Genomic DNA, 18,895 nt, shown 5'->3' on the forward strand with positions numbered 1-18,895 from the left:
CCCCGACAAACAGAGGTCGGGGTGGCCGAATGAAAACCGAGGCGCAGCAGAGCGTACGCCTGGCCGAACTGCTCGGCGCGCTGAGCTACGCGCTCGACCTTACCGAGGGCCAGCCGGTTGGCCATTGTGTCCGCAGCACCTGGATCGGCACGCAGATCGGCCGCCATATGGGGCTGCCGGAAACGGAGCTGTGGGAACTCTACTACACGATCCTGCTCAAGGATCTCGGCTGTTCCAGCAATGCCGCCCGCATCTGCGAACTTTACCTGTCCGACGATATCGGCTTCAAGCGCGACTTCAAGACGATGGGCTCCAGCCTGCCGAAGGTGCTCGGCTTCGTGCTGACGCATACCGGGCGGCGTTCCTCGCTGGGCGATCGGCTGCGGTCGATCCTCAACATCATGCAAAATGGCGGCGATATCGTGAACGATCTGATCCAGACCCGCTGCCATCGCGGCGCGGAGATCGCGGCGACGCTCAGGTTTCCCACCAGCGTCTCGGACGGCATTCATTCGCTGGACGAGCATTGGGACGGGCAGGGCAGGCCCGACCGTCTCGCCGGCGAAGCGATCCCGGTCTATTCGCGCATCGCGCTGCTTGCGCAGGTGGTCGACGTTTTCCACACCGCAGCCGGCCGCGATGCGGCAATTGCGGAAGTTCGCGCGCGCCGGGGTAGCTGGTTCGACCCGGCCTGCGTTGACGGTCTCGAGGCGGCCATGGCCGAAGCCGGGTTCTGGCAGGCGCTGGAATCCGGCGGCATCGCCGATGCCGTGTTCGACCTGGCGCCGGCGCGGCGGCATGTCGATGTCGACGATGACTATCTGGACGACATCGCCCGCGCCTTTGCGCAGATCGTCGATTCCAAGAGCCCGTTCACGGCAGGTCATTCGGAACGGGTGGCGGTCTATGCCGATCTCGTTGCCGGCGAAATGGGTTATCCGGCCAGCCGCCGGCGCTGGCTGCGGCGCGCGGCGCTCTTGCACGATATCGGCAAGCTCGGCGTCTCCAATTCCATTCTCGACAAGAACGGCAAGCTGGATGACGAGGAGTGGGTCAAGATGCGCGACCACTCCGCCATGTCGGAGAGCATTCTGTCGCGCGTGCCGGCCTTCAGCGAGATGGCGCGCATCGGCGGCGCACATCACGAGCGGCTGGACGGCAGGGGCTACCCGCGCGGGCTCAAGGGCGACGAGATCGAGGAGGAGACGCGGATCGTCACCGTCGCCGACGTGTTCGACGCCTTGACCGCCGACCGGCCCTATCGCGCGGCCATCCCCGTGGCCGAGGCGCTTGGCATCATGCGGGCCGACATTGGCGCGGCGTTCGACGCCGACTGCTTCGCCGCGCTCGAACGCGCCATCTCGGCGGCTGAAGGCAACCTCGCGCTGGTCGCATAAGCCAGTACTGCCCGGTTCAGGACTTCGCCCAATAGGCGGCGAACCAGAATCCGGCGCACAAAGTCAGTGAGCCGGCAAAGATTGCGGCGAGAACCGCGCCGTAGCCACCGCTCGCCTGCCACAGAAGTGCTGCTCCGAACGGTGACAGCGCGGTGACGATGTTCATCGGCGCGACCAGCGAGCCGGAAATCGCGCCATAGGCTTCGCGGCTGATCATTTCGGGCACGGCGACGCCGCGCACGATTGTGATCATGCCGTTGGCCGCGCCGTAGAAGGCGGCGATGGCCGCGATCAAAAATGTTTGGGGTGGCGCGAAGGCAAAGCCCAGCACCGCCAGCGGAAAGACCACGACGATGACGGAGCCGAGCTTGCGCACAGGCGCTTCCGCCGCCAGCCAGCGTATGGCGATGCGCCCGGCCACCTGCGCCGGGCCGATGACGGTGAGCACGGCGACCGCGCCCTTGGAATCGAGGCCGTGTTCGAGGAACAGCGGGAAGAAGTGATAGGTCAGCGTCGAAAACGCCAGCGCGTAGGACGACCACGCCAGCATGAGGCCCCAATAGGCCGGCTTGCGCATCGCCGCCGCAACCGCCGCGCGCCCGGCCGTGGGGGCAGGGCCGTCATGCGGGTTGGCCGGGCGCGGCGCGTCCCTGGCCGGGTCGATGGCAAGCGCATAGAGGCTGCCGCAGATGACGATGTTGACGGCGGCCATGACCAGCAGCGCCTCGCGCCAGCCGCGTATTTCGATGACGAACTGGATGATCGGGATGAAGACGGTGCTGGCAAAGCCGCCCCACAGTGTAAGCGTGGTGATGCCGTTGCGGGCCTTGAGCGCACCGACGCGCCGCGCGATGACGGCGAACGCCGGTTCGTAGAGCGTGGCCGCCTGCATGCAGCCGATGCCGGCAAGAACGAGGTAGAAGGCGGCGATGCTCTCGACCTGCGACCACGCCGCGAACAACAGCCCGGCGATGACGGATGCGCCGGCCATGATGAGGCGTCCATGACCGCGGTCGATCGCCGAGCCGGTCGGGTAGGCGGCAATGCCGGCCAGCAGGACGCCGATGGTGGCGGCGCCGTAGAGCTCCGTCTTCGACCAGCCGAGATCAGCGCGCATTGCTTCGGCAATCAGCGGGAAGCCGTAGAAGACGGTGCCCCACGAGCAGATCTGCGCCGCGCCGAGCAGGTGGATGAACCGGCCGGTGCCGCTTTTGTCAGTCTTCATGCGCGCCCCGGCAGGAGGTAGATGACTGTCACCCATGATTGGCGATGGGTGACAGACTTTTTAGCCGGAGACGATGGTCCAACACGCGCCTACCGCATGGGCAGCAGGCACGGGTCGAGCGTCAGGCGCCGGCCGAATAGGCGGCGATGGCGGCCATGTTGACGATGTCGCTGTCCTTGGCGTTGAGCGGCACGATCTGCACCGGCTTGTTGAGGCCGACGAGCAGCGGGCCGATGACGGTTGAGCCGCCGAGTTCCTGCAGCATCTTGGTCGAGATCGAGGCCGAGTGGAAGGCCGGCATGACCAGCACATTGGCCGGGCCGTTGAGGCGGCAGAACGGGTAGAGCCGCATGCCGTTGGGGTTGAGCGCGACATCGGCGGCCATCTCGCCGTCATATTCGAAATCGACGCGGCGCTTGTCGAGGATCTTGACCGCTTCCTGGATGCGCTCGGAGCGTTCGCCCTGCGGGTGGCCGAAGGTCGAGTAGGCGAGCATGGCCACGCGCGGTTCGTAGCCCATGCGGCGCGCGAAGTTGGCGGCTTCCTCAGCGATGTCGGCGATCTGCTCGGCGTTCGGCATGTCGTGGACGGCGGTGTCGGCGACGATGACGGTGCGGCCGCGCGCGAGCACGATCGATGCGCCGATGACGCAATGGCCGGGGCGGGCGTCGATGACGCGGCGCACGTCTTCAAGCGCCGTCGAATAGTTGCGGGTGACGCCGGTGACCACGCCGTCGGCATCGCCCAGCGCCACCATGCAGGCTGCGAAGTGATTGCGGTCGTTGTTGATGAGGCGCTGGCAGTCGCGCAGCAAATGGCCCTTGCGCTGCAGGCGCTCGTAGAGGAAGTCGGCATAGATGGTGTTGCGGCGCGACAGGCGGGCGTTGATGATCTCGATGCCCGGCTTGTCGAGGTTGATGCCGGCGTTGCGGGCGTTTTCCTTGATGACGTCGTCGCGACCGAGCAGGATGGCGGTGCCGAGGTTCTGGTTCACGTAGGAAACGGCGGCGCGCATCATCTGCTCTTCCTCGCCCTCGGCGAAGACGATGCGCTTGGGCTGGCGGCGCACGCGGTCATAGATGCGCTGCAAGGTCGAGGCGATCGGGTCGCGGCGCGCGGAGAGCTCGTTGACATATTTGTCGAGGTCGATGATCGGGCGGCGCGCCACGCCGGTTTCCATCGCGGCCTTTGCGACGGCGACGGGAATTGCCGAGATCAGGCGCGGGTCGAACGGCACCGGGATGATGTAGCTGGGGCCGAACTTCGGCCGGTTGCCCTGGTAGGCGGCGGCGACGTCGTCGGGCACGTCCTTGCGGGCCAGGTCGGCCAGCGCGCGGGCGGCTGCGATCTTCATCGCGTCGTTGATCGTGGTCGCGCGGACATCGAGCGCGCCGCGGAAGATGTAGGGGAAGCCGAGCACGTTGTTGACCTGGTTCGGATAGTCCGAACGGCCCGTGGCCATGATGGCGTCGGTGCGGATTTCGGCCACTTCTTCCGGCGTGATCTCGGGGTCTGGATTGGCCATGGCGAAGATGATCGGGTTCTTGGCCATCGACTGCACCATGGCGGTGGTGAGCGCGCCCTTGGCGGAGAGGCCGAAGAACACGTCTGCGCCATCCATGGCGTCGGCCAGCGAGCGCGCCTCGGTCTTGACCGCATGCGCCGACTTCCACTGGTTCATGCCTTCGGTGCGGCCCTGGTAGACAACGCCCTTGGTGTCGCACAGGATGATGTTTTCAGGCGTGAAGCCCATCGCCTTGATGAGTTCGATGCAGGCGATGCCGGCTGAGCCTGCGCCATTGCAGACCAGCTTCGTCGTCTTCATGTCGCGCCCGGTCACTTCCAGTGCGTTGATGAGGCCGGCGGCGGAGATGATCGCCGTGCCGTGCTGGTCGTCGTGGAAAACCGGGATGTCCATCAGTTCGCGCAGGCGCTGCTCGATGACGAAGCACTCGGGCGCCTTGATGTCCTCAAGGTTGATGCCGCCGAAGGAGGGGCCGAGATAGCGCACGCAGTTGATGAAGGCGTCGGCGTCCTCGGTATCGACCTCGAGGTCGATGGAATCGACGTCGGCGAAGCGCTTGAACAGCACCGCCTTGCCTTCCATGACCGGCTTCGACGCCAGCGCGCCCAGATTGCCGAGGCCGAGGATGGCGGTGCCGTTGGAGATGACGGCGACCATGTTGCCGCGGCTGGTGTAGTCGAAGGCGCGCGAGGCATCTTCGGCGATCGCCTTCACCGGCACGGCGACGCCCGGCGAATAGGCCAGCGAGAGGTCGCGCTGCGTCGCCATCGGCTTGGTCGGCACCACTTCCAGCTTGCCCGGACGCCCCATGGCATGGAACTCCAGCGCCTCCTCTGCGCTGACGGAGGGGCCGTTGCTATCGCTCATTTTTGCCATAGGGACTTCCTTGGGTCTCACTGCGCGTTGGCCGCGCAAATATTTGTGGAACATTTCCGATTAAGGCTACGCTTGCCGGACGTAAAGCGCCAAGCAGATGAGCTTGCAAAAATTAGAAAGTATTTCTTGAACAATAGCGCTTCCCTTTTCCGACCTTCGCCATGCTGATGTCTGAAAGCCTGGCGCTGGCCGCCTCCGTGTGCATCGCGCTGTCCGGCATGTTGATCGCCGAGCTGAAGGGCCGCGTCGATATCGTGCGCCTCGCCCGCTGGCAGATGGTGGCAGCCTTTGCGATCACCGGTACGGCTGCGCTGGTGGTTGGCGGTTGGCGAAGTATCGGTTCGCACGAGGCCGGACTGCTGGTCATTTCGGGCATCTGCGGCATCTTCATCGCCAGCACGACCTACTTTGCGGCCATCTACATCATCGGGCCACGCAACACGGCGCTTTTGTTTGCGCTCGCCTCTCCCTTCTCGTTGGTGCTCGGCTATTTTTTCCTTGGCGAGACCATCGTGCTGCAGCAGATGGTTGGCATCGTACTCGTGCTTGCCGGCATCGTTCTGGCGGTGGGCGTGCGTCGCCGCGACCCGGTGCCGGCGGTGGAGGTTCCGGCCGTAGGCGCCGGACCCGCCGCGATAGGGCATAGCGCGCCGCAATGGCTGGGCATGCTGCTGGGTATCGTGACGGCGCTTGGCCAGGCGCTGGGCAGCCTGTTTGCAAGGCCCGCCATGGAGGCGGGCGTCGATCCGTTCGCGGCGATGGCGGTGCGCTCGGGTGTGTCGGCGCTGCTCTTCGTGCTGATCTCATTCCTGCCGCTGGCGATCGTGAGAAGGCCCTACAGTTTCCGCAGGGTCGATCTCGGTCTCGCGGTAGCCTCGGCCTTCGTCGGCACCGGTCTCGGCATGTCGCTGTTGCTGGCGGCGCTCGCCACTGGCAATGTCGGCATCGTGACGACGCTCTCTTCAATGACCCCGATCATGATACTGCCGATGGTGTGGCTGCGCTCCGGCGTCGCGCCGCGGCGCGAGGCATGGCTGGGCGCGGCACTTGCCGTTGCCGGCACTGCCGCGATCAGCCTGGCTGGGTGAGGCTCGTATGAACGAAGAGCCGAACACCCAGACAATGGCGGCCTCCGTGGAAGAGGCCACGCCCGCCTCCGCCGTGGCCGGCCCGACGCCGATGATGGAGCAGTATATCGAGATCAAGGGTGCGAACCCGGACTCGCTTTTGTTCTACCGCATGGGCGATTTCTACGAGCTCTTCTTCGACGACGCCGAAAAGGCGAGCAAGGCGCTGGGGATCGTCTTGACCAAGCGCGGCAAGCACCAGGGCGCGGACATTCCGATGTGCGGCGTGCCGGTGCATGCGGCGGACGACTATCTGCAGAAGCTGATCGCGCAAGGTTTTCGCGTTGCCGTGTGCGAGCAGATCGAGGACCCGGCGGAAGCCAAGAAGCGCGGCTCAAAGTCGGTAGTGCGCCGCGACGTGATCCGGCTGGTGACACCCGGCACCATCACCGAGGACAAGCTGCTTGCGCCGTCCGAATCGAGCTTCCTGATGGCGATGGGGCGCGTGAAGGGCGCGGCGGCAAGCGAGGCCGCCTGCGCGCTGGCCTGGATCGATATTTCGACCGGCGCATTCCGCGTGGCGGAAACGTCGACGGAGCGGCTTCTGGCCGACATCTTCCGCGTCGATCCGCGCGAACTGATCGTGGCCGAGCCGGTGTTTCATGATGCCGAGTTCAGGCCGGCCTTCGACGTGCTTGGCCGCATCGTCAATCCGCAGCCTGCGCCGCTGTTCGATTCGGCAACCGCCGCGGGCCGCATCGCCCGCTTCTTCGAAGTGGCGACGCCGGACGCCTTCGGCACCTTCAGCCGCGCCGAGCTGTCGGCGATCTGCGGTATCATCGCCTATGTCGAGAAGACGCAGAAAGCCGAGCGTCCGCCGCTGTCGCGGCCCGAACGCGAGGAAGCCGGCTCGACGCTGTTCATCGACCCGGCGACGCGCGCCAACCTGGAACTTTTGCGCACGCTTTCCGGCAGCCGCGACGGTTCACTGGTCAAGGCCATCGACCGCACCGTGACCGGCGGCGGCGCAAGGCTTTTGGCCGACCGGCTGATGGCTCCGTTGACCGATCCGGCGGCGATTGCGGCGCGGCTCGATTCGGTGTCCTTCTTCCGCAGCGAGCAGCATGTGGCCGAAGCGGTGCGGCTTTCGCTGAAAGGCGTTGCCGACATGCCAAGGGCGCTGTCGCGGTTGGCGCTGAACCGCGGCGGCCCGCGCGACCTGGGCGCGCTGCGGGCAGGGTTCGCGGCGGCGGTCGCTATCGCGGATATCTTTGCCGGCGCGGCGCCGCCGGTGGAAATCACGGAAGGGCTGAAGGCGATTGCCGCCCTGCCCAAGGCGCTGGCTAAGCATCTGGATGCGGCGCTCGCCGACGAGTTGCCACTGCTGAAGCGCGATGGCGGCTTCGTGCGCGAGGGCTATGATGCGGAGCTCGACGAGATGCGGGCGTTGCGCGACGGCACGCGCCGCGTCATCGCCGCGATGGAGCGCGACCTTGCCGAGGAGACCGGCATCCGCAGCTTGAAGATCCGGCACAACAATGTGCTGGGCTACTATATCGAGGTGACGGCCAACAATTCAGCCGCGATGACCGGCACCGACGCGGCGCGGGCAAAATTCATCCACCGCCAGACCATGGCAAGCGCCATGCGCTTCACCACCACGGAACTGGCCGGTCTGGAGACGAAGATCGCCAATGCCGCCGGCCGGGCGCTGTCGATAGAGCTTGCCGCGTTCGACTGGCTGCTGGCGGAGGCGGTCGGATCGGCCGACGCGATCCGCGCCGGCGCGGCAGCCCTTGCAATGCTCGACGTATCGGTGGCGCTGGCGGCACTTTCCGAAAGCGAGAACTGGTGCCGCCCGGAAGTCGATGCCGGCCTTGCGTTTGAAATCGAGGGCGGGCGTCATCCGGTGGTCGAGCAGGCGCTGCGGCGTTCGAGCGAAGGCCCGTTCGTTGCCAATGACTGCAACCTGTCGCCGCAAGGCGACGGCAGGAACGGTGCGATCTGGCTTTTGACCGGGCCGAACATGGGCGGCAAGTCGACCTTCCTGCGCCAGAACGCGCTGATCGCCATCCTTGCCCAGATGGGTTCGTTCGTGCCGGCGGCGAGCGCCCATATCGGCGTAGTGGACCGGCTGTTTTCGCGCGTCGGCGCGTCCGACGATCTGGCGCGCGGACGCTCGACCTTCATGGTCGAGATGGTGGAGACGGCGGCGATCCTCAACCAGGCCGGCGAGCGGGCGCTGGTGATCCTCGACGAGATCGGGCGCGGCACGGCGACTTTCGACGGCCTGTCGATTGCCTGGGCGGCGGTCGAGTACCTGCATGAGAAGAACCGCTGCCGGGCGATCTTCGCCACCCATTTCCACGAGATGACGGCGCTTAGCGAAAAGCTGCCGCGCCTGTCCAACGTCACCATGCGGGTGAAGGAGTGGGAAGGCGAGGTCGTGTTCCTGCACGAGGTGGGCAAGGGCGCCGCCGACCGCAGCTATGGCGTGCAGGTGGCGCGCCTTGCCGGCCTGCCGGAGGCGGTGGTGGCGCGGGCAAAGGAAGTGCTGCACCAGCTTGAGGAAGGCGAAGTCTCCGGCAAGGCCGACCGGCTGATCGACGACTTGCCGCTGTTTTCGGTGGCCGTGAAGCGGGAAGCGCAAAAGCCGGTAGTCAAGCCGGACAAGGTTGGCGAGACGCTTGCCGGCCTCAATCTGGACGAGATGACGCCGCGCGAGGCGCTGGACGCGCTCTATCGGCTGAAGGGCATGATGGAGAAATAGCCGGGGTCGCGGTTACTTTTCTCGCGATTGCCCTAAACTCAGACGCGCTTCGGTTCGAGGGCGGCAATTGCTCAAGACGGATTCAGCTGGAAAGGCGGCGCGCCTGTTATCACCCGCCTTATCGGTGAGGATGCCTCAGGCGAGCGCCGCTGACCGATGCGCCTCGGTCTGGCGGGCGATCCAGTCCACCGTCGGCGCGATGCCGCCGAACGGATAGAAATGCAGGCGGATGACGCCGAGATCGCGGGCCGCCAGCCGCTTGTCGAGCCGGGCCAGAAAACGCTCAGGCCCGACCTTGCTGAGCAGGTTGGCCAGCGAGAAGCCGTATTTGTGCACGATGGTCGCCGAGGTGCCGACGCCGAACTGAACGGCAAAGCGCAGCAGGCGCTTGACGTTGGCAGGGCCGGGGACGCCGATGCGGATCGGCGCGTCGATGCCGAGCGCGCGCACCCGTTCGATCCACGCGATGACGGCTTCGGCGTCGAAGCCGTATTGGCTGGTGATCTCGACCGTGCGCCCGGCCCCGCGCAAAAGCTCGACCTTGCGGGCAAGCGCATCCCACAGTGCCGCATCGGTGATCTTCGGATGACCCTCAGGATAGCCGACGATGCCGACATGGCGGATGCCGAAATCGTCGAGGATGTTGCTGGCGATGAGGTCGAGCGAATCGCGGTAAGGTCCGGCAGGTGATGACGGGTCGCCGCCGACGAGGATGACGCGGTCGGTAGCGGCAGCCCGGACGAGGCCGGAGAGAAGCGTGTCGCGGTCTTCTTTCGACTTCAGCCGCCGCGACGAGATGATCGGCACCGGCAGAAAGCCGCAGGCGCGGATGACGCCGGCGGCGTTGATGCGCTGCTCGTGGCTCTCATTGCCGAGGAAAGCGATGTTGATCGGCGTGGCCGGGGCGATCGCGGACTGCGCCTCGCTGATCTCGGCGATGTCCTTGCCGGTGATTTCCAGCGCGTAGCTGTCGAACAGGGCGTGCGGGGCAAGGCTCTCGGTCATCTGCGGTCCATCGATTTGCCAGCTCGTGCTGCCGCGGCGGCAAGCTTGCGCGGCCGCCTTCATGCTGCGCTTAATGATGCCGACCTTTCGGGCAACGGCAATGCGGCCAACGGCCTCGCCATTGTCTTCATTAAATGAACAAATAGTCCTCGATTGTTTCTATTTATCGAACCGAAGTGAAGTCCGATATTGCAGGTCGAAACGGGCCACGAGCTCAAGGAGGATATCATGACACTGCAACTGACAGGCATTCACCACCTGACCGCGATCACCGCCAATGCTCCGGCAAACCTGCGCTTCTATACCGAGACGCTGGGCCTCAGGCTGGTGAAGAAGACGGTCAACCAGGACGACACCACCGCCTACCATCTGTTTTACGCCGACGGCAAAGCCTCGCCCGGCACCGATCTCACCTTCTTCGACTGGCCGGTTGCACCGGAACGGCGCGGAGCCCATTCGATTGCCCGCACCGGCCTGCGCGTCGCGAGCCATGCCAGTCTCGACTGGTGGCATCAGCGCCTGACAAAGGCGGGCGTGAAGGCGGGCGAGGTGATCGAACTGGACGGGCGCGGCGCGCTCGACTTCGAGGATTTCGAGGGCCAGCGTTTCCGGCTGGTCGATGATGGCGGCGCGGGCGAAACGCATCCATGGGCAAAGAGCCCGGTGCCGGCCGAACATCAGATCCGCGGCCTTGGCCCGATCACCATCTCGGTGCCCGACCTGTCGCGCACTGAGCCGGTGCTGACCAAGGTGATGAACATGCGCGAGACGCGCAGCTACGCTTCGCCGGACGGCGAAGGCACCGTGCATGTGTTCGAGATGGGCGAAGGTGGGGCTGCGGCCGAACTGCATGTCGCCGTACAGCCGGGTCTCGATCCGGCGATGCAAGGGGCGGGGGCCGTGCACCACGTCGCTTTCCGCACGCCGGACGTGGCCAGCATCCATGAATGGACGCAACGGCTGCGCAGTTTCGGCATGCCGTCGAGCGGTGAGGTCGAGCGCTATTATTTCCGCTCGCTCTACTTCCGCGAGCCGAACGGCATCCTGTTCGAGATCGCCACCGACGGACCGGGCTTCGCCGTTGACGAGCCGCTGGAAAGCCTCGGCGAACGGCTATCGCTGCCGCCCTTCCTCGAGGCGAAGCGCGCTTCCATCGAGGCGCGGCTGAAGCCCTTGGCCTGAGCTGCGCTCGGGCAAAAAAGGTGTCGGGCTTTCGCAAGAATCCGACGCTTCAATAAAGGCATGGTCGGGGTGCGATGCCCCTCATCCCCCTGCCGGGACCTTCTCCCCGTGAACGGGGAGAAGGAGACTTAGATCATCTCCAGCGGGCGTCTGCCGCGTGGCGGCGGGAAGGCCTTGTCGAGATCGGCAAGGTCTTCTGCCGTCAGGACAATGTCCAGCGCGGCGATGTTGTCGCGCACATGCTGCGCCCGCACCGCCTTGGGGATGGCGATGACGCCATCCTCGCGCATCGTCCATGCAAGCGCGATCTGCGCCGGGCTCGCACCGTGGCGGGCGGCGATGGCGTCCAGCCTGCCGGTACGGGCAAGCGCGCCCTGCTCGACCGGCGAATAGGCCATGATCGGCATGGAGCGCTTGCGGCTCCACGGCACGAGGTCGAACTCGATGCCGCGCCGGGTGAGGTTGTAGAGAACCTGATTGGCCTGGCAGGCGCGGCCGTTCTGCACGCCGTCGAGTTCGGCCATGTCGTCATTGTCGAAATTGGACACGCCCCAATGGCGGATCTTGCCGGACGCCTTCAGGGCCTCGAAGGCGGCGACGGTTTCGGCAAGCGGCGTGCCGCCGCGCCAGTGCAGGAGGTAAAGGTCGATGCGGTCGGTGCCGAGCCGTTTCAGGCTGCGCTCGCAGGCGGCAATGGTGCCGGCGCGCGTGGCATTCGACGGCAGCACCTTGGAAACCAGGAACAGCCCGTCGCGGCGACCTCTGACAGCTTCGCCCACGACCAGTTCGGCATCGGCATACATTTCGGCGGTGTCGATGAGCGTCGCGCCGAGATCGAGGCCGAGACGAAGTGCTGCGACCTCGTCGGCGAAGCGGCTTTGCGCCTCGCCCATCTTCCATGTGCCGAGCCCGAACACGGGCACGGCTTCGCCGGATGGCAGAGTGGTGGTTCGGATCGTCATCGGCGGCCTCCGGGGACATGGCGGCAGCAACAAGGCCACAAAAGCGGCGAAGTGCCAACCCGCTGCCTTGGGGTGGCCTCAGCCGCTTACTTCGGCGGATTGGCGGCGAGCCATGCCTGCATCTGCTTGATCTCGGCTTCCTGCGCCGAAATCACCGCTTCGGCGAGCTTGCGCATTTCAGGGTTGTCGCCATGCTCGAGCAGCACCTTGGCCATGTCGATCGCGGCCTGGTGGTGCGGGATCATGCCGCGCGCGAAATCGACATCGGCATCGCCCGAATACTCCAGCGCGCCCATGTCGGCATGCATCTTGTCCATCGCCGCCTTGTAGCCGGCGGTGGACGGGCTGTCCGCGCCCATTGCAGCCATGTTGTGCGTGCTATGGTCAGTCTGCGCCGACGCGATGTGGAAGGTCGCCAAGCCGGCCACGAGCGCGGTCGCAACGGCGGCCAATTTCAGTTTGCTGGAAATCATCGATGGTCTCCTTTTGGGTTGCCCGCCCGCATTTTCAAAATCCTAGAGTTTCAGCGTGCGCAGCCTGAGCGCATTGGCGATCACCGAGACCGACGACAGGCTCATTGCCGCCGCAGCGAGCATGGGCGAGAGCAGCGTACCGGTGAGCGGATAGAACACGCCGGCTGCGACCGGCACGCCGAGCGCGTTGTAGAGGAAGGCGAAGAACAGGTTCTGCTTGATGTTGGAAAGCGTGCCTTCCGCCAAATGGCGCGCCCGCACGATGCCGGTGAGGTCGCCTTTCAAGAGCGTGATGCCGGCGCTTTCCAGAGCGACGTCCGCGCCGGTGCCCATGGCGATGCCGACATCGGCGGTGCTGAGCGCGGGCGCATCGTTGATGCCGTCGCCGGCCATCGCCACCACCGCGCCGCGGCCCTTGAGTTCCTCGACCAGCCTGGCCTTGTCGTCCGGCAGAAGGCCGGCGCGCACCCGCTTGATGCCGAGCTGCCTGGCGATGGCCTCGGCGGTGCGCTCGTTGTCGCCGGTGGCCATGACGATGACCATGCCGGTGTCCTGGAGCTTTTTGAGCGCTTCCGCTGCGGTCGGCTTGATCGGGTCGGATACGGCGACGATGCCGGCCGGCTTGCCGTCGATGGCGACGAGTACCGCCGAGCGCCCGTCAGCACGCAGCGCATCGGCTCGCCCGGTAAGCGGCGCGGCATCGATGCCGAGGTCGGCGAAGAAGAGTGCGTTGCCGAGCGCGACCTTGCGTGTGCCGACCGTGCCGGAGACGCCCTTGCCGTTGACCGCCTCGAAACCGGTTGCGGATGCGATAGTTAGCTTGCGCACGTGTGCGCCGTCGACGATGGCGTCGGCCAAGGGATGCTCCGAGCCCTGTTCGATGGCGGCGGCGAGCGCCAGCACCTCGTCTTCGCCGAAGCCGTCGAGCGCGACAATATCCGTAAGTTTAGGCTTACCTTCTGTCAGCGTGCCGGTCTTGTCGACGATCAGCGTATCGACGGCGGCGAGCCTTTCGAGTGCTGCGGCCTCCTTGATCAGCACGCCGGCCTGCGCGCCGCGCCCGGTGGCGGTCATGATCGACATCGGCGTGGCGAGACCCAGCGCACAGGGGCAGGCGATGATCAGCACCGACACCGCCGAGACGATGGCGAAGATCAGGCTGGGTTCGGGACCGGCCAGCAGCCATGCGATGAACGCGGCGATTGCCACCAGCACCACCGCCGGCACGAAGTAGAACGAGACGCGGTCGGCGAGACCCTGGATCGGGGCGCGGCTGCGCTGCGCCTTGGCGACCAGTTCGACGATCTGCGACAGCGTGGTTTCGGCGCCGACCTTTTCGGCCAGCATGATGAGCGTGCCGTTCTTGTTCAAAGTGCCGCCGATGAGGCTGTCGCCCTCGGCCTTTGCGACCGGGATCGGCTCGCCGGTGATCATCGACTCGTCAATGGTCGAACGGCCCTCGACGACTGTGCCATCGACCGGGACCGATTCGCCGGGGCGGATGCGCAGCCGCTCGCCGGCCTTGACGTCCGCAAGCGGCACGTCGCGTTCGATGCCGTCGGCACCGATCAGCCGCGCCGTCTTGGGCGCGAGGTCGAGGAGGGCGCGGATGGCCGAGCCGGTCTTTTCGCGGGCTCTGAGTTCCAGCACCTGGCCGACGAAGACCAGCGCGACGATGACGGCGGCGGCCTCGAAATAGACCGGCACGGTTTCGCCATGGCCGCGCACTTCATGCGGGAACAGGTCGGGGAACAGGGTTGCGGCGACGCTGTAGAGATAGGCCGCGCCGACGCCGATGGAGATCAGCGTCCACATATTGGGGCTGCGGTTGAGGATGGACGACCAGCCGCGCTTGAAGAAGGGCAGCGCCGCCCACAAGACGACCGGCGTGGCAAGCGCGAACTCGACCCAGGCTGCGGTGCGCTCGCCCAGCCAGTCGCGGAACGGCAGGCCGACCATCGGAGCCATGGCGATGACGAACAGCGGCAGCGCCAGGAGCGCGCTGACCCAAAGGCGGCGTGTGAAATCGACCAGCTCGGGGTTGGGGCCTTCCTCGCCGGTCGGCACGCCCATCGGCTCCAGCGCCATGCCGCAGATCGGGCAATCGCCCGGTTTGTCGCGAATGATCTCGGGATGCATCGGGCACGTGTATTGCGTGCCCTTGGGCATTGGGGCGGGTGCCGGGCGGTCGCCGAGATATTTTTCTGGCTCGGCTTGGAATTTGTTCAGGCAGCCTTCGGAGCAGAAATAGTACTTGGCCCCGTCATGGCGATGGAAATGGCGGGCGCTGGCGCGGTCCACATTCATGCCGCAGACCGGATCCTTGGCGGTCAGGTAGTCTTCAGGTGCTACCTCGAACTTGGTTCGGCAGCCGTTGCAGCAGAAATGGAAGATGCGGCCCTTGTACTCCGCCGTCGGCTTGCCGGCGGCAGGATCGACGGTCATGCCGCAGACCGGATCGCGAACGATCATTTCAGCCTGAGGTGCTGCCTTGGCCGAGCAGCACGAGCCGTCGGCCGAATGGCCGTGCCCGTGGTGGTTGTGCCCGTGGTGGGTGTGATCGTCGTGCGAATGCGCCATGGCGAGCCTCGAAATCGTTCCGTTCAGCCGAGATAGGGCTTCCAGTAACTGGAAGGTCAAGACCGCTTTGTAAAAATTGGATTTTCAACGAACCGCTAAAATACGATCCAATTCCATAACCCTACGTCATCGTAATCTATGTTAAGACGGGTCATTATGGATCAACGCACGAAGCGGATAGCCGCCAGAACCTTGCTTGTTGTCGGCCCGGCCATCGTGGCGACCTTCACCATCTCGTTCTCGTTGCGTTGGGCCCTGTCGATGACGATCGACTGGCTGGGCTGGGTCGAGTGCCTGGCGATTCCGATTTTCGTCGGCACGCCGATTGCCGTCTACATCTTCACCCAGGCCGAGAAGCTGCAGAAGACGCACGAGAAGCTGGAACAGTCGTTCGCCGACCTTGCCAAGGCGCATGAGCAGTTGAGTTTCGTCGCCAGCCACGATCAGATGACGGGCTTGCTCAACCGGGAAGGCTTCCTGCGCCATGTCGATGAGCAGCGCGACCGCAGCGAAGGGCACTACCTTTTGATCGTCGATGCCGACCACTTCAAGGCGGTCAACGACCGCTACGGCCATCCCAAGGGCGACGAGGCGCTGGTGAAGATCGCCCGCGCTTTGCAATATGCGGTGCGCCGCAAGGACATCGTCGGCCGCATCGGCGGCGAGGAGTTTGCCATCCTGCTGGTTTCGGTCAGCAAGGATGAGGCCATGCAGATGGCGGAGCTTGTTCGCCGGCAGGTGCAGTGCATTCCGTGGCAGACCGAAGACCAGGATGGATCTGCGCTGACCGTCAGCATCGGCGGCGCCGAAGTCGGACGCCGTCGCGTCAAGTTTCCGGAAGTCATGCGGCAGGCCGACCGCTGCCTTTACGAGGCCAAGCGGCAGGGCCGCAACCGCGTCTCGTTCGACTATGTTCTGTCGGCGGTGGCCTGACGCGCCTTGCCGTCCCTTGCGACAAGCCCATACCGTTTGCCGTAAAAACAGGATATAGACGCCGCCGAAACGAAGAGGCGTTCCGGCGCATATGGCGAAAATCTCCCTCAAGCTGGATGAGCTGATCGACGGCGAGGCACTGCGCCGCGAGCTTTCGGCGCTGGTGGTCGAAAATGCCGCCTCCGCGCCCGAAACGCGCGCGGCCGCGCTCAACCTTCTCAAGGACCGCAGGGCGGCCGGCATGAAAATCGCCGAGGCGCTGCTGAAGAAGGACGGCGGCGGCACCGCCTGCGCGGCAAGGCTGTCGCATGTCATGGACGAGATTGTGCGCGCGCTCTACGACTTCGCCGCCAGCCACGTCTATCCGGCCAAGAACCCGTCGGCTGCCGAGCGCATGGCGGTGGTCGCCGTCGGCGGCTATGGGCGCGGCACGCTGGCGCCCGGCTCCGACCTCGACCTGTTGTTCCTGCTTCCCTACAAGCAGACGCCGTGGGGCGAGCAGATCGTCGAATACATGCTCTACATGCTGTGGGACATGGGGCTGAAGGTTGGCCACGCCACCCGCAACATCGACGAGTGCATCCGCCTTTCGCTGTCCGACATGACCATCCGCACCGCCGTGCTCGAAACGCGCTTTTTGTGGGGCGAGGAGAAGCTGTGCCAGGAACTTCTGAAGCGGTTCGACAAGGAAGTCGTCGCTTCGACCGGGCTCGAATATGCGCAGGCCAAGCTTGCCGAGCGCGATACGCGCCACGCCAAGGCCGGCGAGAGCCGTTATCTGGTCGAGCCCAACGTCAAGGACGGCAAGGGCGGGCTGCGCGACCTGCACACGCTGTTCTGGATCGGCAAGTATTTCTACCGCGTGCGCACCGGCGCCGAACTGGTCGGCAAAGGTGTGTTCACCCAGAGCGAATACCGGCAGTTCCTGAAGTCGGAGGATTTCTTGTGGGCAGTGCGCTGCCACATGCATTTCCTGACCGGCAAGGCCGAGGAAAGGCTGCATTTCGACATACAGCGCGATATTGCCGAGCGGCTTGGCTACACCAGCCATCCCGGCCTGTCGGCGGTCGAACGCTTCATGAAGCACTACTTCCTGATCGCCAAGGAGGTCGGCGACCTCACCCGCATCTTCTGCGCGGCGCTGGAAGAAGAGCAGGCCAAGCATGTGCCGGGCTTCAACCGCATGATAACCGGTTTCTCGCGTCGCCGCCGCAAGCTTGCCGGCACCAGCGACTTCATTCTCGACAATCATCGCCTCAACGTTGCAGACGACGAAGTGTTCGAGCGCGATCCGATCAATCTGGTACGGCTATTCTGGTTCGCCGACCGGCACGGGCTGGAGTTCCACCCCAATGCGCTGAAGCTGGTGACGCGCTCGCTGCGGCTGGTCGACAAGAACCTGCGGCGCAACGCCGAGGCCAACAGGCTGTTCCTCGATATCCTGACCTCGGACCGCTATGCCGAGCTCAATTTGCGCCGCATGAACGAATCCGGCCTATTGTCGAAGCTCATTCCGGACTTCGGCAAGATCGTCGCCATGATGCAGTTCAACATGTACCACCATTATACGGTGGACGAGCATCTGATCCGCTGCGTCGGCGTGCTGGCCGAGATCGAACGCGGCGACGACGCCAAGGTGCACCCGCTGTCGCATTCGCTGATGCCGGGTTTGAGGAAGAGCCGCGACGCGCTCTACGTCGCCGTGCTGTTGCACGACATCGCCAAGGGCAGGCCCGAGGACCATTCGGTTGCCGGCGCTCGCATCGCCCGCAGGCTCGGTCCGCATATGGGCCTCTCGGCTGCCGATACCGAGACGGTGGCGTGGCTGGTGGACAATCACCTCGTCATGTCGATGACGGCGCAGACGCGCGACCTCAATGACCGCAAGACCATCGAGGATTTCGCCGCAATCGTGCAGTCGGTCGAGCGGCTGAAGCTTCTGCTGATCCTGACCGTCTGCGACATACGCGGCGTCGGGCCGGGCGTATGGAACGGCTGGAAGGGGCAGTTGCTGCGCAATCTCTATTACGAGACCGAGCTTCTGTTGACCGGCGGCTTTTCCGAGATGTCGCGCGCCGAGCGCGCCGCCGAGGCGCGCGACAAGCTGGCCGCCGCCCTGACCGGCTGGACCGAGCAAGCGCGGCGCGCCTATGTCGGCCTGCACTATGAGAATTACCTTTTGACCGTCGATCTCGCCGATCAGGTCCGCCACGCCGAGTTCGTGCGCGAGGCCGATGCGGCGGGCCGCAAGCTCGCCACCATGGTCAAGACGCATGAGTTCGAGGCGGTGACCGAGATCACGGTTTTGGCGCAGGACCACCCACGCCTGCTTTCGGTGATCGCGGGCGCTTGCGCCGCTGCTGGCGGCAACATCGTCGATGCGCAGATTTTCACCACCTCGGACGGTCGCGCGCTGGACACCATCCTGATCAGCCGCGAATTCGATCTCGACGAGGACGAGCGCCGCCGCGCCGAACGGGTCGGCAAGCTGATCGAGGACGTGCTGTCGGGCAGGGCCTGGCTGCCGGAGATGATCGCGAAGCGCACCAAGCCGAAGCGCGGCGCCAAGGTGTTCCGCATTCCGCCGCACGCCGAGATCCGCGACAGCCTGTCCAACCGCTTTTCGGTGATCGAGGTGGAGGGGCTGGACCGGCCGGGCCTGTTGTCGGAGATCACCGGGGCGCTGTCCGACCTGTCGCTCGACATTGCGTCCGCCCACATCACCACCTTCGGCGAGAAGGTCATCGACACTTTCTATGTCACCGACCTGACCGGGCAGAAGATCGACAACCCGGCGCGCGTCAAGCAGATCCGCGCCAAACTGGTCGAGGCGCTGGAAGGCTCCGGTCTGGAGCAGCTTGCCAAGTCGAAAGCCGCGGCGGAATAGAGTGAGAGCCAGT

Annotated in this window: 12 protein-coding genes; 6 read left to right on the forward strand and 6 right to left on the reverse strand. The window is 65.3% G+C overall.

The genetic code is table 11. From position 1 onward, the window contains the following. The first annotated feature begins 29 nt into the window (after window positions 1-29). On the forward strand, window positions 30-1,397 hold the full coding sequence (locus ACODTY_RS13955; protein ID WP_488994855.1) for an HD-GYP domain-containing protein: 1,368 nt from the start codon (window positions 30-32) through the stop codon (window positions 1,395-1,397). A gap of 16 nt (window positions 1,398-1,413) precedes the next feature. On the opposite strand, the gene ACODTY_RS13960 is transcribed toward ACODTY_RS13955, so the two are convergent. Beyond that, entirely contained in the window at window positions 1,414-2,622 is a 1,209-nt protein-coding gene (locus ACODTY_RS13960; RefSeq protein ID WP_488994856.1) for an MFS transporter, read from the reverse strand. Between the two features lie 121 nt (window positions 2,623-2,743). Continuing rightward, the gene (locus tag ACODTY_RS13965) at window positions 2,744-5,023 is read right to left on the reverse strand and encodes an NADP-dependent malic enzyme (protein ID WP_488994857.1); all 2,280 of its coding nucleotides are present in this window, start codon (window positions 5,021-5,023) and stop codon (window positions 2,744-2,746) included. A 167-nt stretch (window positions 5,024-5,190) separates the two neighbouring features. Between ACODTY_RS13965 and ACODTY_RS13970 the strand changes: the two genes are divergently transcribed. Further along, window positions 5,191-6,111: a DMT family transporter gene (locus ACODTY_RS13970; protein WP_488994858.1), complete on the forward strand. Its 921-nt coding sequence runs from the start codon at window positions 5,191-5,193 to the stop codon at window positions 6,109-6,111. Between the two features lie 34 nt (window positions 6,112-6,145). Continuing rightward, window positions 6,146-8,860 (forward strand): DNA mismatch repair protein MutS, encoded by a 2,715-nt coding sequence (gene mutS, locus ACODTY_RS13975; protein ID WP_488994906.1) that lies wholly within the window; start codon window positions 6,146-6,148, stop codon window positions 8,858-8,860. A 135-nt stretch (window positions 8,861-8,995) separates the two neighbouring features. On the opposite strand, the gene ACODTY_RS13980 is transcribed toward mutS, so the two are convergent. Further along, on the reverse strand, window positions 8,996-9,865 hold the full coding sequence (locus tag ACODTY_RS13980; RefSeq protein WP_488994859.1) for a methylenetetrahydrofolate reductase: 870 nt from the start codon (window positions 9,863-9,865) through the stop codon (window positions 8,996-8,998). Window positions 9,866-10,093: 228 nt separating this feature from the next. Here ACODTY_RS13980 and ACODTY_RS13985 point away from each other — a divergent pair, with 228 nt between their 5' ends. Beyond that, window positions 10,094-11,047 carry a ring-cleaving dioxygenase gene (locus ACODTY_RS13985; protein WP_488994860.1) on the forward strand — a complete coding sequence of 318 codons (954 nt, stop codon included), beginning with the start codon at window positions 10,094-10,096 and terminating at the stop codon, window positions 11,045-11,047. Window positions 11,048-11,175: 128 nt separating this feature from the next. Here the strand turns inward: ACODTY_RS13985 and ACODTY_RS13990 are convergent, their stop codons facing one another. From ACODTY_RS13990 to ACODTY_RS14000, 3 genes are all read right to left on the reverse strand, one after another. Beyond that, entirely contained in the window at window positions 11,176-12,009 is an 834-nt protein-coding gene (locus ACODTY_RS13990) for an aldo/keto reductase (RefSeq protein WP_488994861.1), read from the reverse strand. An 86-nt stretch (window positions 12,010-12,095) separates the two neighbouring features. Then, window positions 12,096-12,482 (reverse strand): CopM family metallochaperone, encoded by a 387-nt coding sequence (gene copM / locus ACODTY_RS13995; RefSeq protein ID WP_488994862.1) that lies wholly within the window; start codon window positions 12,480-12,482, stop codon window positions 12,096-12,098. 42 nt (window positions 12,483-12,524) lie between these two features. After that, complete coding sequence (locus ACODTY_RS14000; RefSeq protein WP_488994863.1) at window positions 12,525-15,062, reverse strand: heavy metal translocating P-type ATPase; 2,538 nt, start codon at window positions 15,060-15,062, stop codon at window positions 12,525-12,527. 156 nt (window positions 15,063-15,218) lie between these two features. On the opposite strand from ACODTY_RS14000, the gene ACODTY_RS14005 reads away from it, so the two are divergent. Together ACODTY_RS14005 and ACODTY_RS14010 are read left to right on the forward strand one after the other, a co-directional pair. Continuing rightward, window positions 15,219-15,995: a GGDEF domain-containing protein gene (locus ACODTY_RS14005; RefSeq protein WP_488994864.1), complete on the forward strand. Its 777-nt coding sequence runs from the start codon at window positions 15,219-15,221 to the stop codon at window positions 15,993-15,995. 91 nt (window positions 15,996-16,086) lie between these two features. Then, window positions 16,087-18,882 carry a [protein-PII] uridylyltransferase gene (locus tag ACODTY_RS14010; RefSeq protein WP_488994865.1) on the forward strand — a complete coding sequence of 932 codons (2,796 nt, stop codon included), beginning with the start codon at window positions 16,087-16,089 and terminating at the stop codon, window positions 18,880-18,882. Window positions 18,883-18,895: the final 13 nt, after the last annotated feature.

Source organism: Mesorhizobium sp. FG116 (assembly GCF_057809835.1).

What these genes read in the sequence shown, in the direction of transcription:
- ACODTY_RS13960 (WP_488994856.1), bottom strand. Translation starts at nt 2,622, where the DNA reads ATGAAGACTGACAAAAGCGGCACCGGCCGGTTCATCCACCTGCTCGGC.
- mutS (WP_488994906.1), top strand. Translation starts at nt 6,146, where the DNA reads ATGGCGGCCTCCGTGGAAGAGGCCACGCCCGCCTCCGCCGTGGCCGGC.
- copM (WP_488994862.1), bottom strand. Translation starts at nt 12,482, where the DNA reads ATGATTTCCAGCAAACTGAAATTGGCCGCCGTTGCGACCGCGCTCGTG.
- ACODTY_RS13955 (WP_488994855.1), top strand. Translation starts at nt 30, where the DNA reads ATGAAAACCGAGGCGCAGCAGAGCGTACGCCTGGCCGAACTGCTCGGC.
- ACODTY_RS13970 (WP_488994858.1), top strand. Translation starts at nt 5,191, where the DNA reads ATGTCTGAAAGCCTGGCGCTGGCCGCCTCCGTGTGCATCGCGCTGTCC.
- ACODTY_RS13990 (WP_488994861.1), bottom strand. Translation starts at nt 12,009, where the DNA reads ATGACGATCCGAACCACCACTCTGCCATCCGGCGAAGCCGTGCCCGTG.
- ACODTY_RS13985 (WP_488994860.1), top strand. Translation starts at nt 10,094, where the DNA reads ATGACACTGCAACTGACAGGCATTCACCACCTGACCGCGATCACCGCC.
- ACODTY_RS13965 (WP_488994857.1), bottom strand. Translation starts at nt 5,023, where the DNA reads ATGGCAAAAATGAGCGATAGCAACGGCCCCTCCGTCAGCGCAGAGGAG.
- ACODTY_RS13980 (WP_488994859.1), bottom strand. Translation starts at nt 9,865, where the DNA reads ATGACCGAGAGCCTTGCCCCGCACGCCCTGTTCGACAGCTACGCGCTG.
- ACODTY_RS14000 (WP_488994863.1), bottom strand. Translation starts at nt 15,062, where the DNA reads ATGGCGCATTCGCACGACGATCACACCCACCACGGGCACAACCACCAC.
- ACODTY_RS14005 (WP_488994864.1), top strand. Translation starts at nt 15,219, where the DNA reads ATGGATCAACGCACGAAGCGGATAGCCGCCAGAACCTTGCTTGTTGTC.
- ACODTY_RS14010 (WP_488994865.1), top strand. Translation starts at nt 16,087, where the DNA reads ATGGCGAAAATCTCCCTCAAGCTGGATGAGCTGATCGACGGCGAGGCA.